Source organism: Staphylococcus simiae (assembly GCF_002902085.1).
GTDB classification, from domain to species: Bacteria; Bacillota; Bacilli; order Staphylococcales; family Staphylococcaceae; genus Staphylococcus; species Staphylococcus simiae.
The window spans coordinates 1-14,890 of sequence record NZ_PPQR01000095.1 but is presented as its reverse complement, the minus strand read 5'-3'; the positions used below and the strand labels follow the sequence as shown (position 1 = coordinate 14,890).

Annotated in this window: 13 protein-coding genes and 1 pseudogene; 10 read left to right on the top strand and 4 right to left on the bottom strand. The window is 30.5% G+C overall.

All coding sequences use genetic code 11. From position 1 onward, the window contains the following. Positions 1-410: 410 nt before the first annotated feature. A complete protein-coding gene (trpS, locus tag CD113_RS10605) occupies positions 411-1,403 on the bottom strand; it encodes a tryptophan--tRNA ligase (protein ID WP_095092621.1) in 993 nt (330 codons plus the stop codon). Between the two features lie 292 nt (positions 1,404-1,695). Between trpS and spxA the strand changes: the two genes are divergently transcribed. The 4 genes and pseudogenes from spxA to pepF all read left to right on the top strand — a co-directional run bounded on the left by spxA (position 1,696) and on the right by pepF (position 6,093). Further along, entirely contained in the window at positions 1,696-2,091 is a 396-nt protein-coding gene (spxA, locus tag CD113_RS10600; RefSeq protein WP_002464239.1) for a transcriptional regulator SpxA, read from the top strand. A 256-nt stretch (positions 2,092-2,347) separates the two neighbouring features. Beyond that, positions 2,348-3,064 (top strand): adaptor protein MecA, encoded by a 717-nt coding sequence (gene mecA, locus CD113_RS10595; RefSeq protein WP_002464240.1) that lies wholly within the window; start codon positions 2,348-2,350, stop codon positions 3,062-3,064. A gap of 371 nt (positions 3,065-3,435) precedes the next feature. Beyond that, positions 3,436-4,236: pseudogene (locus CD113_RS10590) on the top strand (competence protein CoiA family protein); the annotation flags it as partial. Between the two features lie 48 nt (positions 4,237-4,284). Further along, positions 4,285-6,093: an oligoendopeptidase F gene (gene pepF / locus CD113_RS10585; RefSeq protein ID WP_095092627.1), complete on the top strand. Its 1,809-nt coding sequence runs from the start codon at positions 4,285-4,287 to the stop codon at positions 6,091-6,093. 381 nt (positions 6,094-6,474) lie between these two features. Here the strand turns inward: pepF and yjbH are convergent, their stop codons facing one another. The 3 genes from yjbH to CD113_RS10570 form a co-directional block, all read right to left on the bottom strand. Further along, complete coding sequence (gene yjbH, locus CD113_RS10580) at positions 6,475-7,287, bottom strand: protease adaptor protein YjbH (protein WP_002462502.1); 813 nt, start codon at positions 7,285-7,287, stop codon at positions 6,475-6,477. Between the two features lie 22 nt (positions 7,288-7,309). Continuing rightward, entirely contained in the window at positions 7,310-7,675 is a 366-nt protein-coding gene (locus CD113_RS10575) for a truncated hemoglobin YjbI (RefSeq protein ID WP_095092629.1), read from the bottom strand. 140 nt (positions 7,676-7,815) lie between these two features. After that, positions 7,816-8,409 (bottom strand): CYTH domain-containing protein, encoded by a 594-nt coding sequence (locus CD113_RS10570; RefSeq protein WP_002462503.1) that lies wholly within the window; start codon positions 8,407-8,409, stop codon positions 7,816-7,818. A 180-nt stretch (positions 8,410-8,589) separates the two neighbouring features. On the opposite strand from CD113_RS10570, the gene CD113_RS10565 reads away from it, so the two are divergent. Genes CD113_RS10565 through CD113_RS10540 form a run of 6 tightly spaced genes read left to right on the top strand, consistent with a single transcriptional unit; the run spans position 8,590 to position 14,524 of the window. Next, positions 8,590-8,937: a UPF0738 family protein gene (locus tag CD113_RS10565; protein WP_002462504.1), complete on the top strand. Its 348-nt coding sequence runs from the start codon at positions 8,590-8,592 to the stop codon at positions 8,935-8,937. A gap of 16 nt (positions 8,938-8,953) precedes the next feature. Next, positions 8,954-9,589, top strand: coding sequence for a GTP pyrophosphokinase (locus tag CD113_RS10560; RefSeq protein WP_002462505.1), 636 nt, complete (start codon positions 8,954-8,956; stop codon positions 9,587-9,589). A gap of 15 nt (positions 9,590-9,604) precedes the next feature. Continuing rightward, positions 9,605-10,414 carry an NAD kinase gene (locus tag CD113_RS10555; protein ID WP_095092631.1) on the top strand — a complete coding sequence of 270 codons (810 nt, stop codon included), beginning with the start codon at positions 9,605-9,607 and terminating at the stop codon, positions 10,412-10,414. Next, positions 10,411-11,265: an RluA family pseudouridine synthase gene (locus CD113_RS10550; RefSeq protein WP_002462331.1), complete on the top strand. Its 855-nt coding sequence runs from the start codon at positions 10,411-10,413 to the stop codon at positions 11,263-11,265. Before CD113_RS10555 ends, CD113_RS10550 begins: the two co-directional genes overlap by 4 nt. A 19-nt stretch (positions 11,266-11,284) precedes the next feature. Further along, complete coding sequence (gene mgtE / locus CD113_RS10545) at positions 11,285-12,670, top strand: magnesium transporter (RefSeq protein WP_002462332.1); 1,386 nt, start codon at positions 11,285-11,287, stop codon at positions 12,668-12,670. A gap of 9 nt (positions 12,671-12,679) precedes the next feature. Then, complete coding sequence (locus CD113_RS10540; RefSeq protein ID WP_095092633.1) at positions 12,680-14,524, top strand: monovalent cation:proton antiporter family protein; 1,845 nt, start codon at positions 12,680-12,682, stop codon at positions 14,522-14,524. Positions 14,525-14,890: the final 366 nt, after the last annotated feature.

Genomic DNA, 14,890 nt, shown 5'->3' with positions numbered 1-14,890 from the left:
ACTTAACCTTTCTCATTTCACTTTCCTATACACGGTTTCAAGAACCCAACATACTACAAACGAATTTTAAAAGGCGAGAGTAAAGCTGACTAGTTTTTTATACGGGTTTAAAACCCAAGAGCCTGCACAGTCTACTTCTCTCTCTACAACTATAAAAAATAGCTGTGAAAAAATCTATCGTCATAGATTTCTTCACAGCTAATCTTAGTATGTTTTTTAGTTATGACTTTTAATTTTTTAGTTATGACTTTTAATTTTTTAGTTATGACTTTTAATTTTTTAGTTATGAGGGTTATTTATAAATTTAATGCTCAAATTTGCCAACAAATAAACTTATATTTGAAATAAACGCAAAAACGGTAGCTAAAAGATTTGTTTAAATCAGTTAGCTACCAGTTTAATATGATTAATTACTTTCTTACTCGACCTAGTCCCATTGCTTTTTCCATTTTTTTCAATGTTTTAAATGAAGCTTTTTGAGCTTTGTCGCGTCCTTGATCTAATATCGTATCAAGTTCATCAGATTCGTAAAATTCATTATATTTAGTTTGGAAATCAACTAAAAATGCTTTGACAATGTCTGCTAAATCACCTTTAAATTTACCATAACCTTCGTTAGTATATTTTGACTCAATGTCTTGAATTGTTTCATTAGTTAATCCAGCATAAATAGAAATTAAATTACTAATACCAGGTTTATTATCACGATCAAATTTAATTATGCCATCTGAATCAGTAACAGCACTTTTAATTTTTTTAGCTGCAACATTTGGTTCATCGAGTAATGAGATAAAGTTTTTCGTATTATCATCACTTTTACTCATTTTACGAGTAGGGTCTTGTAAACTCATTACACGTCCACCAATTTTAGGCATACGTCCTTCTGGTTTAACTAAAACATCATTATAACGACTATTAAAACGATCAACCAAATTTCTCGTCAATTCAATATGTTGTTTTTGATCTTCACCAACTGGAACAATATTGGTATTATAAAGTACAATATCTGCAGCCATTAATGGAGGATAAGTTAACAAACCAGCTGGAATGCCTTCCATAGCTTTTTGGGCTTTATCTTTGTATTGTGTCATTCGTTCTAACTCACCAACTGAAGATATTGTTGTTAACATCCAACCAGCTTGTGCATGTGCTGGTACTTCAGATTGGATAAATAAAGTTGCTTTTTCTGGATCAATACCAGAAGCTAAATAAATAGCAGCTAATTGTCTAATTTGCTTACGTAATTTTAGGCGATCTTGAGGCATCGTTATCGCATGTTGGTCTACAATACAAAAATAACAATCATAGTCATTTTGAACATCGACAAATTGTTTTAAAGCTCCGATGTAGTTCCCAATGGTAGGGATGCCACTTGGTTGAATGCCTGAAAATAATGTCTCCATGTAAATTCCTACCTTCTAAATAAATAATTTAATAATTATCATTATAACAGTATTTCTTAAAAATGTAAGATATGTTAAAATGTATCTATACCATGTAACTAATTAATAGTTTTATGAGAGCAAATAATTTTTATTATTTATCTGAAAAATTAGGATTTTCTCATTTAATTTTAATGTTAGACGGTTATAATAAATAGTAACGATTAAGAATTTTAGAAAAAAGTGTTTTTTCTTGATCTATAACTAAATTTTAATCAATGAATTTTATTCATTCAATAGGAGAGTGAGATGTATGGTAACATTATTTACTTCACCAAGTTGCACATCTTGCCGTAAAGCGAAAGCATGGTTACAAGAACATGACATTCCGTATACGGAGCGTAATATTTTTTCTGAACATTTAACAATTGACGAAATTAAACAAATATTAAAAATGACTGAAGATGGTACTGATGAAATTATTTCTACACGTTCTAAAACGTATCAAAAATTAAATGTAGATATTGATTCATTACCGTTACAAGATTTGTATTCAATCATTCAAGATAATCCTGGATTGTTACGTCGTCCAATTATTTTAGACGATAAACGTTTACAAGTTGGATATAATGAGGACGAAATTAGACGTTTCTTACCAAGAAAAGTTCGTACGTTCCAATTACAAGAAGCACAACGTATGGTTGACTAATAACCATATAACTATGTGTATTACTTTACTAAAAGATATGTTAAGCAACGCTATATACTACTATAGTGTTGCTTTTTTACAGTTTTTAAATAAAGTAACACTAGTAAGTAATCATTAAAATAGTTTAAGGTCCTGTTATGTGTTATGATGATTATCAAATATTTTAGTTAAATTTAATCAAACAAAAAAATTGTATTTTGCTGATGAGTTTAATACAATATGGTTACTATTCATCGACTGTAAGGAGTGAGATGATATGAGAATAGAACGTGTTGATGACACAACTGTAAAATTATTTATAACATATAGTGATATCGAAGCACGCGGATATAGTCGAGAAGATTTATGGACTAATCGTCAGCGTGGTGAAGAATTCTTTTGGTCAGTGATGGATGAAGTTAACGAAGAAGAAGATTTTGTTGTTGAAGGTCCATTATGGATACAAGTACATGCCTTTGAAAAAGGTGTCGAAGTTGTAATTTCTAAATCTAAAAATGATGATGTGATGAGTATGACTGATGAAGGAAATGACCAATTCGATAACCAAGTTCAAGAGTTATTAGCCAAATCATTAGAAGATGACGATCAAATAGAAGACTTATTTGAACAACGTCATAAAGATAAAAAAGAGCAAGCTTCTCAGCGTCAAAAAGCGCGTAGACAAGCTAATGCTCGAACAGTGATTGTTAAATTTAATGACTTAGAAGACGTCATTGATTTTGCATACCATAGTAATCCAGTTACAGATGATTTCGAAGATTTACTATACATGATTGATTCAACTTATTATTACGCAGTACATTTTGATGATAGTGTAAATCAATTTGTTATTAATGATAGTTATAGTCAGTTATTAGAATATGCATTCCCAACTGATAAAACTGAAGTTTACTTGAATGACTATGCAAAAATTATTATGAGTCATAATGTTGCATCACAAATTAGACGTTATTTCCCTGATACCACAGAATAAAGATATCAAGTTAATTATAAAATATAGACAAGGCATACTTTAATTAAGTGTGTCTTGTTTTTGTATTGTCTAAGTTTAGTTAAAGTGTCTTAGTTAATATCATATTCAATGTTATCAAATCAACGTCTTATTTTATAAATATAAAGTAAAACGATGTCATACTTCGTGAAATAAAGTAGAGGTGACGCTATGATAATTGCATTGAATAAAGATAGACGACGTACACTTGCTATGCATGCTTCTAAACAAGAAAGATATGTTTGTCCTGTTTGTCTTAAACCAGTTATTTTAAAAAGGGTTTAAAGTATAGTGCGCATTTCGCACATCAAAGTAATCAATCTAATCATTGTTATGCTAATGAATCAGTTAATCATTATTATGCGAAACTATTACTCGCACAATATTTTAATCGCTTAGGATATCATGTAGAAATTGAGCCACATTTAAAGACGATTAGACAAGTACCTGATTTAATTATTAACCAAACAAATGTGATTGAATTGCAATTATCGACGATACCATTTATTGATATCATAACTAGAACTAGAGGTCTAGAACAATTAGGTTATAAAGTAACATGGATAGTAAAAGATTCGGATGTCATTAAAGACAAGGTTAAATTAAGTCGATTTTTAGCGTCATTTATTCACCCATATACAAGAGCGATGTTCACTTATAATAGTAATAAGAGAACATTTTATTTATTATCGAATTTGCAGCATATAGGCGGACAAATTTTTTATTGTCAAAAGCAACGTATACTACCACATACGATTCTACAAAATATGACAACTTCATCAACAGTTTGTTATAAATTATCATCAAAATACATGCACAATTATCTTCGTCGCTGTCGACATCAAAATTCAGTATTGCAGCCAACATTGAGTGCTATGTATCAACTAAGATTAACTGACTATGATGTTATTGAACACTTTGGCTATATTTTCCCTCAGCAACTTTATATTGAAACTCATCCTATAGAATGGCAATTAAATTGGCATTTACTAGCTAATAAGCAGCTATTAACTAATAAAGATATATTACCGATATTTAAATTTAGAGAATTTATTTATCATAATTATTGTCAAAATGACATTATAGAACAATGTAGGCAAAGTTACTTAGATATCATTAATCAAAGGTGTAAAAACGTGCAAATTCTGCATTAACATGAGAAAATTGAAGCAATTAGATTATTAGTAGGAGGTTTACATTAAATGAGTCAACAATTAACTAGAGAGGAACAGGAACGTAAATACCCTGAATATACATGGGACTTATCAACAATATTTGAAGATGATCAAGCGTATGAACAAGCGTTCAAGGAAGTTGAAAATGAATTAGGTAAAGAACAACAATTTAAAGGTCACTTGGGCGATGATGCTGAGACATTATATCAAGCATTAAAATTAGAAGATGAAATAGGTACTAAACTAGAGAAAGTTTATGTCTACGCACATCTCAAACAAGATCAAGACACTACCAATGATAAATATATTGGCATGGAGTCAAATGCACATCAACTCATTATTAAATTTAGTTCAGCATGGAGCTTCTTAGTACCTGAAATATTACAAATAGATGAAGCTAAAATTCAAGAATTTATACAATCAAATGAGCAATTACAACAATATGCTTTTGATTTGAAATTGATTAATGAAAAAAGACCGCATATTTTAGACGCTAATACTGAAAAGCTATTAACAGAGGCTCAAGATGCATTGTCTACACCTTCAAATGTATATGGCATGTTTAGTAATGCTGATTTAGAATTTGAAGATGCGATTGACAAAGATGGTCATTCACATCCATTAACACAAGGAACATTTATTAAATATTTAGAATCAGATGATAGAGTATTGAGAGAAAGTGCGTATAGAAATGTATATAAAGCATACGGTGCACATAATAATACGTTAGGTGCTACTTTAGCAGGTGAGGTTAAGAAAAATGTTTTTAATGCACGTACACATAACTATAAAAGTGCTAGACAACGTGCTTTAAGTAATAATCATATTCCAGAAGAAGTTTACGATAATTTAGTGAAAACTGTTCACAAATATTTACCATTACTACATCGTTACACTGAATTACGTAAAGAACTTTTAGGTATTGATGATTTGAAAATGTATGATCTCTATACACCATTAGTAAAAGACATTCAATTTGATATGCCATATGAGGAAGCAAAAGAATGGATGTTAAAAGCTTTAGAACCAATGGGAGAAGAATATTTAGAAGTCGTCAAAGAAGGCTTGGATAATCGTTGGGTCGACGTTTATGAAAATAAAGGTAAACGTTCAGGTGGCTATTCTTCAGGTGCTCATTTAACTAATCCATTCATTCTGCTAAATTGGTCTAATACAATTTCAGATTTATATACACTAGTTCATGAATTTGGACATTCAGCACATAGTTACTTCAGCAGAAAGTTCCAACCATCAAATTTAAGTGACTATACAATATTTGTTGCAGAAGTAGCTTCAACATGTAACGAAGCGTTGTTAAGTGATTATATGGATAAACATCTAGATGATGATAAACGATTATTATTATTAAATCAGGAATTAGAACGCTTTAGAGCTACATTATTCCGTCAAACGATGTTTGCAGAATTTGAACATAAAATCCATCAAATTGAAGAAAGTGGCGAACCGTTAACACCAACTCGTATGAATGATGAATATGCAAAATTAAATAAACTATATTTTGGTGATGCAGTTGATACTGACAAGGATATCAGCAAAGAATGGTCACGTATTCCACATTTTTATATGAATTATTATGTATATCAATACGCTACTGGATATAGCGCTGCACAAAGCTTAAGTCATCAAATTTTGACAGAAGGTAAGCCAGCAGTTGAAAGATATATTAACGAATTCTTGAAAAAAGGTAGTTCAAATTATCCTATTGAGATACTGAAAAATGCTGGCGTAGATATGACAACACCTGAACCAATTGAACAAGCATGTGAAGTATTTAAACAGAAATTAGATGCTTTTGAAAAATTAATGAAAGCTTAACATAATTGAATTCGCTTACAATTTGAACAGTTTGTGACAATTTGTAATTATTATATTTAAAAGGTTGAAAAGGGGCTAATAGCGTGTTATATTATGAACATGAAATTAATCACATAACAAACATACCCCTTTGTTTGAAGTGAGAAAATTTCTCCCATCCCCTTTGTTTAGCGTCGTGTAATCAGACACGGCGTTTTTTTATACCTATTATAATAAATACCTAGATTATACATTTTATTATTCAAAAATAATTGTGCTCCATTAATATAAAATGAACCACAAAAAAGATTTATGAGCGCTGACTGATTTCTTTACAAAACAATCAAATCAAATAATAAGAAGCCCGCGATACAACTAAGTACCGTGGGCTTTATTCAATATTTAAAAACATTTTGTATTAATTTTAGGCATTTTTGATTTCCAAAAATCTCCATCTGGATATTTTAATTTCTCAATTTTTTGTTGCAATACTAATTTTTTAAGTTCTTTATTTAGTAATTTTTCAGGCCACTCATAAATAGTCAATAATTCTTCCATAGTAACTAATTGTTGTTGTTGAATATATGTTTCTAATTTTGGTGGTAATTTCTTTTCGATAGGAGATCCCATTAATTCGTTAATAATATAGGTATATATATGATAGGGATACAACCCTTCAACTTTTAATCCTTCTTCATGAACATCTTCACTAAAAAATACTAAAGAAGGTGCTTGTTCAATTTCCATTTCACGTGCAATATGCAAATCTATTTTAAGACTCTCGGTTAATTTACTCTTTTGTAAATCTTCATTAAAAACGTCTAAGTCAATACCAGCATTTTTAATACAGTCACATATCATATTTTCAGTTATAATATCTCGTTTAGGAATAATTTCATTTTGCATTAAATGAATGAAACGTTCAGCTTTTAAGCGTCCTTGAAGTTCAGCTGCTTTATAAGCTAGTGCAATATTATCAAAATCTGACGTGCTTTGTGCTTGGCATTTTGTTAATACCTTTATTGAAGGATTCAATATATGTCTAATACGAATATATTGATTATATTCGATTCTTAACTTTGATAAGATTGCAGATAATTTAAAACAGTCTGGACTAAATGGATCAAAAAATGAATAAATTTCAATTTTACTTACAGGTGATAGATTAACATCCTCACGACTCTTATTTTCCATTATTCTTAATTCTTCAGTCATGCCTTTTCACCTACAATTAATTTTAGGAATTTACCATATGATTTGCTGTTAATCTTAATCTTTCGAATAGATAATCTCCCACGCCTAAAGGGAAATTAGCTTCAGTTATTGCTTGATGCATATTTTCTAACCATGCATCACGTTCATATTCGGTAATTATAAATTCCATGTGTCTTTTTTTGAGCATCGGATGGCCGTGCTCAGCTGTATACAATTTTGGTCCACCTAAAAATTGTGTCAAAAATTGTTTTTGCTTGCGACTTGTTTCCGCAAAATCGCCTGGGAATAAATGATTTATTCTATCATCTTGTTCAACCAGTCTATAAAAATGGTCAATCATGTTATATAATGCATCTTTACCAACAATGTCATATGGTGTTTCTGCCATAAACTCACCTAATTTATCATTAATTCTTGTTAACGGAGATTAATCAATCCTCCGTTCATAGACTTGCTTTAAAGTCATTAAATATATATCTAATATAACATGATTTTATACTTTTGAAAGAAATATGCATATTTGTCTATTTACAATATATTGTTTGAAAGTTTTTCTTTTTGCATAAAAAATCGTTGTACTTTATTTAATGGTTGTTGATGTTCAAGATTAAATTGACGCAATAATTTTTGAAATTTAACTAGCCCAGTATTATAGTCAGTCACTTCAAATTCTAGCTCATAGTCAGTCGTTCCTAAATATTCACTTTTATCTAAGACAAGTAAGTCCCCATCATAATCTACTTCCATACGATAAGTTGTTAATGCGCCTAATATCAACAGTGAATCATTATTAATACCAAATGTTTCAGTGACCATGCGATAAATATCTGTTGGTAAGTCATCCACCTTAATTTCTTTATCAAGCTTTGGTTCGATGGTTACTTCATGATTGTATTCAGTTAAACCAATTGATGCTGGTACTTTTAAGGTCATTTCATAACATTGATCTTTTAACCTTATACGCAATGCTGAACGATGTGACTTCAGTTTAAAGTCAGGAGTATCAATATAATAGTTAACTTGTTTGAATAAGTGAGCATTACTAAAAAGTTGTTGTTTTATTTGTGAATAAAGTTGCTGAGTCAAAATTTGTTTAAATTCAATTTCGTGATTGATTGCCATAGCCTACATACACCTCAAATATTAAATGAATAATTAACCATATTATGAATGACATCTACAAAATTTAAAAGTAATAATAGTTATAGCAAATACCTACTTTTTCGATAATGAAAATAGGGTCTCAAAGTGTTTTGTAGAATTGAATTATGTTAAAATATTATGGGATAAGGAGGAACAAGCATGCGTATTTATATCAATGAAATTAAAGTAAAAGAAGATGGACTTTATTGTTATTCAGAAGACTCAATTACAGGTCTGAAAGAAGTAGGGCAAATGCTTGTTGATAGTGATAATTATGCTTTTGCATATACATTAGATGACGGCAAAGCATATTCATACCTAATTTTTGTTCAAGAAACCTGGACGATGCTTCATGAAAATATGACGAAAAAAATCATCATTAATGATGAATTGGAATTAACAGAATTTCATCAGGAACTAAATTATATTTTAGATAATATTAAAGGTAACAATAATTACGGTAAAGAATTTGTTGCTACTGTTGAAGATGTCTTCAACATTGAATGAATTGGGGTGAATCACTATGAATCAATGGGATCAATTCCTAACACCGTATAAACAAGCGGTCAATGAATTGAAAATTAAGCTTAAAGGTTTACGTAAACAATATGAAATAGGCGAATATGCATCTCCAATTGAGTTTGTCACAGGTCGTGTTAAACCTATTTCAAGTATTATCGATAAGGCGAATAAACGACAAATACCTTTTGATCGTTTACGTGAAGAAATGTATGACATTGCGGGTTTAAGAATTATGTGTCAATTTGTAGAAGATATTGATGTAGTTGTTAATATTTTGAAACAACGTAAAGATTTCAAAGTAGTAGAAGAACGGGACTATATTAGAAATACGAAACAAAGTGGTTATCGTTCATATCATGTTATTATTGAATATCCGATTGAAACTTTAAATGGTCAAAAAGTAATATTAGCAGAAATTCAAATTCGTACCTTGGCGATGAATTTTTGGGCTACAATTGAACATACATTACGTTATAAATATGATGGTGATTATCCTGATGAAATTCAGCATCGTTTGGAACGTGCAGCCGAAGCGGCATACTTATTAGATGAAGAAATGTCAGAAATCAAAGATGAAATTCAAGAAGCACAAAAATATTACAGTCAAAAACGTGCTAAAAAACACGAAAATGATTAATGAGGTGTAAAAATCATGCGCTATACAATTTTAACTAAAGGTGATTCTAAATCTAATGCCTTAAAGCATAAAATGATTAATTATATGAAAGACTTCCGCATGATTGAAGACAGTGAAAATCCAGAAATTGTCATTTCGGTTGGTGGCGATGGTACATTACTTCAAGCCTTTCATCAATATAGTCATATGTTATCCAGTGTAGCTTTTGTAGGTGTACATACTGGTCATCTAGGATTTTATGCTGATTGGCTGCCTCATGAAGTTGAGAAACTAATTATTGAAATTAATAATTCGGAATTTCAAGTCATTGAATACCCATTATTAGAAATAATCGTACGCTATAATGATAATGGCTATGAAACGAGATACTTGGCTCTTAATGAAGCTACAATGAAAACTGAAAATGGCTCTACATTAGTAGTTGATGTTAATTTGAGGGGTAAACATTTTGAACGCTTTAGAGGAGATGGTCTATGTATTTCTACTCCATCAGGTTCAACCGCCTATAATAAAGCTTTGGGGGGCGCATTAATTCATCCTTCATTAGAAGCAATGCAAATTACTGAAATTGCTTCTATCAATAACCGTGTCTTTAGAACAGTTGGTTCTCCTCTAGTTTTACCTAAACATCATACATGTTTAATATCACCAGTCAATCACGATACTATTAGAATGACGATTGATCATGTAAGTATCAAACATAAAAATGTTAACTCAATACAATATCGTGTAGCTAATGAAAAAGTTAGATTTGCACGTTTTAGACCATTCCCATTCTGGAAAAGAGTACATGATTCATTCATTTCAAGTGATGATGATAGATGATTTTCACATATAAAATAACACACCCAGAACTGTTAAAAGAGTGGTTAAAAAGACATCAATTTTCTAAAAAGACTGTGAGCGCCATCAAACAATATGGCGCTTTACTTATTAATGGACAACCAGTTACTGTTAGAAAAATGCTAGTTCCTCAAGATATTTTGCAAATTCATTTGCCTAAAGAACAACCAAGTAGCAACCTACAACCCTATGACAAGCCATTAGATATATGTTATGAAGATCCATACATATTAGTTGTTAGAAAATATCAACAACAAAACTGTACACCGTCAAGAGAACATCCACATTATAGTTTAATTGAACAAGTACTGAGTTATTGTCGCAACAAAGGTGAAGATATTAATCCACATATTGTTACACGTTTAGATAGAGATACTGAAGGTTTAGTCATATTTGCTAAATATGGCCATATTCATCATTTATTTTCTACAGTAAAATTACAAAAAACTTATATTGCATTAGTTAACGGTCAGATCAATAGTAGTGGCATAATAGAAGCAAATATCAAACGCTCTCTAAACAGTATTATTACGAGAGAAGTAGCCAAAGATGGTAAATACGCTAAGACATCTTATAAAACATTAGTACAGAATCATCGTTACAGTATTTGTCAAATACAACTACATACTGGACGAACACATCAAATTAGAGTGCACTTTAAACATATAGGTCATCCAATTGTTGGAGATGATTTATATGGAGGTACGCACCCAACCATACAAGGACAGACGTTACAATGTTCTGAAATTTTATTTGATCATCCTATTGAAAAAAAACAAATTTCGATTACTATTGACTATAAGCGAATTTTAAAACTATTTAGAAACATATAATAATTATGGAGGTGTAAGCATGCCGATTGACACAGAAAATAGAGAAAGTGCTCAAGAGGAACTATATAACAAAACGTTATTAGACCAAGAGTTAGACAATAATAATATTGATGAATTTCGTGAAGAATTTTTATCTATGCATACTTATGAACAAAGTGAGTATTTTGAGGATACCACTGAGGAAAATAGACAAAAAATATTTCACTTCTTATCACCAGAAGAAGTAGCAAACTTTTTTGATCAATTAGATATTGATGATGAAGAATATGAGCAGTTATTCGATAAAATGAATGCAACCTATGCTAGTCATATTTTAGAAGCAATGTCATACGATAATGCCGTAGATATTTTAAATGAGTTATCTAAATCTAAAGTAGCTAGTTTATTGACATTGATGAATAAAGATGACGCTAATGAAATTAAAGCATTATTACATTATGATGAAGATACTGCCGGCGGTATTATGACTACCGAATATTTATCTTTAAAAGCACATACACCTGTCAAAGAAGCTTTGATACACGTCAAAGAACAGGCGCCTGATGCTGAAACGATTTATGTTATTTATGTTATTAATGATGAAGATAAATTAGTCGGTGTATTATCATTAAGAGATTTAATTGTTGCTGAAAATGATGCTTATATTGAAGATATCATGAGTGAAAGAGTTATCAGTGTTAATGTCGCTGAAGACCAAGAAAATGTTGCTCAAACAATTAGAGATTATGATTTTATGGCCGTACCAGTTGTTGATTACCAAGATCATTTACTAGGTATTATTACAATCGATGACATTTTAGATGTTATGGATGAAGAGGCTAGTGAAGACTACTCTCGTTTAGCCGGTGTATCAGATATCGACTCTACGAATGATTCAGTAGTTAAAACAGCAGCTAAACGTTTACCTTGGTTAATTATTTTAACGTTCCTAGGTATGATAACTGCTACTATTTTAGGTAGTTTTGAAGCAACGTTAGAAAAAGTAGCATTATTAGCAGCCTTCATACCAATTATCAGTGGTATGTCTGGTAACTCGGGAACACAATCATTAGCGGTATCAGTTCGTAATATTACAACTGGTGAAATTAATGAGCAAAGCAAATTTAAGATTGCCTTACGTGAAGCGGGTAGTGGAATTTTATCAGGACTTGTTTGTGCTATTATTTTATTCACTATTATCGTTGCCATATATCGTCAACCACTATTAGCACTTATTGTTGGTGGTAGTTTAACTTGTGCAATGACAGTTGGTACATTAGTTGGTTCTATGATTCCATTATTAATGAACAAATTAAAAATTGACCCTGCAGTAGCAAGTGGACCATTTATTACTACTATTAATGATATTATTAGTATGTTGATTTACTTCGGTTTAGCAACTTCATTTATGGCTTATTTAACTTAAGGAGGAATTATGGAGTTTGTATCTTTAGTTATCGTCGTTGTAGCAGCATTCTTAACTCCAATCATTGTTAATCGATTAAATATTAACTTTTTGCCAGTTGTCGTTGCCGAAATATTAATGGGGATTATTATTGGTAATTCGTTTCTCAATTTAGTCGAAAGAGATTCTATTCTAAATATCCTTTCTACATTAGGTTTTATCTTTTTAATGTTTTTAAGTGGTTTGGAAATTGATTTTAAAGCATTTAAAAAAGATAAAAGAGCTAGACAAGGTCAAGATAGTGATGACAAAGAAATGCCAGGTCACTTAACTTTGGCATTGACGGTCTTTTCTCTGATCATGATTGTTTCTATATTCTTAGCGTATGTATTTAAATGGTTAGGTTTAGTAGATGATGTTTTATTAATGGTTATTATTATTTCAACGATTTCATTAGGGGTTGTAGTACCAACTTTAAAAGAAATGAACATCATGCGTACAACGATTGGTCAATTTATTTTACTCGTTGCAGTATTGGCCGATTTAATCACGATGGTCTTATTAACCGTTTATGGAGCAATTAATGGCCAAGGTGGAAGTACGATTTGGTTGATTGGCATCTTAGTTGTTTTTACAGCAATATCCTATATATTAGGTGTTCAATTTAAACAAATGTCATTTTTACAAAAGTTAATGGATGGTACAACTCAAATAGGTATTCGTGCGGTATTTGCATTAATTATCCTCTTAGTTGCTTTAGCTGAAGGTGTCGGCGCAGAAAATATTTTAGGCGCATTTTTAGCAGGTGTTGTTGTGTCATTGTTAAACCCAGATGAAGAGATGGTTGAAAAATTGGATTCATTTGGCTATGGTTTCTTTATACCTATATTCTTTATTATGGTCGGTGTAGATTTGAATATCCCATCATTAATAAAAGAGCCTTCATTATTAATTATCATTCCAATATTAATAATAGCGTTTATTATTTCTAAACTCCTACCAGTATTATTTATAAGACGATGGTTTGATACGAAGACAATCATTGCTTCAGCTTTTCTATTAACATCAACATTGTCTTTAGTTATCGCAGCTGCAAAAATTTCAGAGCGTCTTAATACAATTTCAGCAGAAACTTCAGGAATATTAATTTTGAGTGCAGTGATTACTTGTGTCTTTGTACCCATTATCTTCAAAAAAATGTTCCCGATTCCTGACGAGTTTAATCGTAAAATTGAAGTTAGCTTAATCGGTAAAAATCAGCTAACCATACCAATTGCTCAAAATTTAACATCTCAACTTTATGATATTTCTTTATATTATCGTAAAGATTTAAGCGATAATAGACAGCTATCGAATGATATAACAATGATTGAAATTGCTGATTATGAACACGGTATTTTAGACCGTTTAGGTTTATTCAAACGTGATATCGTTGTTTGTGCTACCAATGACGATGATATTAATCGTAAGGTTGCTAAATTAGCAAAAGAACATCAAGTTGCTCGTGTCATTTGTCGTTTGGAAAGTACAAGTGACGACAGTGAATTGAAACAATTAGGTGTTGAAATATTCAGTAGTTACCAAAGTAATAAAATATTACTAAAAGGTTTAATTGAAACACCAAATATGCTTAATTTATTAAGTAATGTAGAAACTTCACTATATGAAATACAAATGCTTAATTATAAATATGAAAATATGCAATTGCGTAACTTCCCATTTGGTGGAGATATTATATTTGTTCGTATTATACGCAATAATGAATCAATAGTGCCACACGGTGATACACAATTAAGATATAGAGACAGATTAATTGTCACAGGTGCAAAAGAATACGTCGATGAATTAAAACAAGAATTAGAATTCTATTATTAATCATTGATAGTAAAATGAGTTGAAAATAGTTTATAGCAATTAAAGCAACAAAGATTATATATGATCTTAGTTGATTAGTAAAAGTATTTACCACACCTCAAAGGTTAGACCTAAAATCTAACTTTTGGGGTTTACTTTAGAGTCCTAGTTATAGGGCTCTTTTTATAGGTTCACTATTTTTAAGACTGGTAAATAAAAAGGGAATAATTTAAGAAAATATTTATATATCAGTCCAATTTAGGAAAGAACCTTTTTATATCATTTTAAAGTCTAAATGCTTTATGTTAATTGAATGTTATTAGTTTACTATAATATATAGGTAAAATAACTTTATTAAAATCGATTTTTAATGTTAAAATATAATGA

Bases quoted from the DNA above. Each gene is read 5' to 3' on its own strand.
- trpS (WP_095092621.1), bottom strand. From the start codon at position 1,403: ATGGAGACATTATTTTCAGGCATTCAACCAAGTGGCATCCCTACCATT.
- spxA (WP_002464239.1), top strand. From the start codon at position 1,696: ATGGTAACATTATTTACTTCACCAAGTTGCACATCTTGCCGTAAAGCG.
- mecA (WP_002464240.1), top strand. From the start codon at position 2,348: ATGAGAATAGAACGTGTTGATGACACAACTGTAAAATTATTTATAACA.
- pepF (WP_095092627.1), top strand. From the start codon at position 4,285: ATGAGTCAACAATTAACTAGAGAGGAACAGGAACGTAAATACCCTGAA.
- yjbH (WP_002462502.1), bottom strand. From the start codon at position 7,287: ATGACTGAAGAATTAAGAATAATGGAAAATAAGAGTCGTGAGGATGTT.
- CD113_RS10575 (WP_095092629.1), bottom strand. From the start codon at position 7,675: ATGGCAGAAACACCATATGACATTGTTGGTAAAGATGCATTATATAAC.
- CD113_RS10570 (WP_002462503.1), bottom strand. From the start codon at position 8,409: ATGGCAATCAATCACGAAATTGAATTTAAACAAATTTTGACTCAGCAA.
- CD113_RS10565 (WP_002462504.1), top strand. From the start codon at position 8,590: ATGCGTATTTATATCAATGAAATTAAAGTAAAAGAAGATGGACTTTAT.
- CD113_RS10560 (WP_002462505.1), top strand. From the start codon at position 8,954: ATGAATCAATGGGATCAATTCCTAACACCGTATAAACAAGCGGTCAAT.
- CD113_RS10555 (WP_095092631.1), top strand. From the start codon at position 9,605: ATGCGCTATACAATTTTAACTAAAGGTGATTCTAAATCTAATGCCTTA.
- CD113_RS10550 (WP_002462331.1), top strand. From the start codon at position 10,411: ATGATTTTCACATATAAAATAACACACCCAGAACTGTTAAAAGAGTGG.
- mgtE (WP_002462332.1), top strand. From the start codon at position 11,285: ATGCCGATTGACACAGAAAATAGAGAAAGTGCTCAAGAGGAACTATAT.
- CD113_RS10540 (WP_095092633.1), top strand. From the start codon at position 12,680: ATGGAGTTTGTATCTTTAGTTATCGTCGTTGTAGCAGCATTCTTAACT.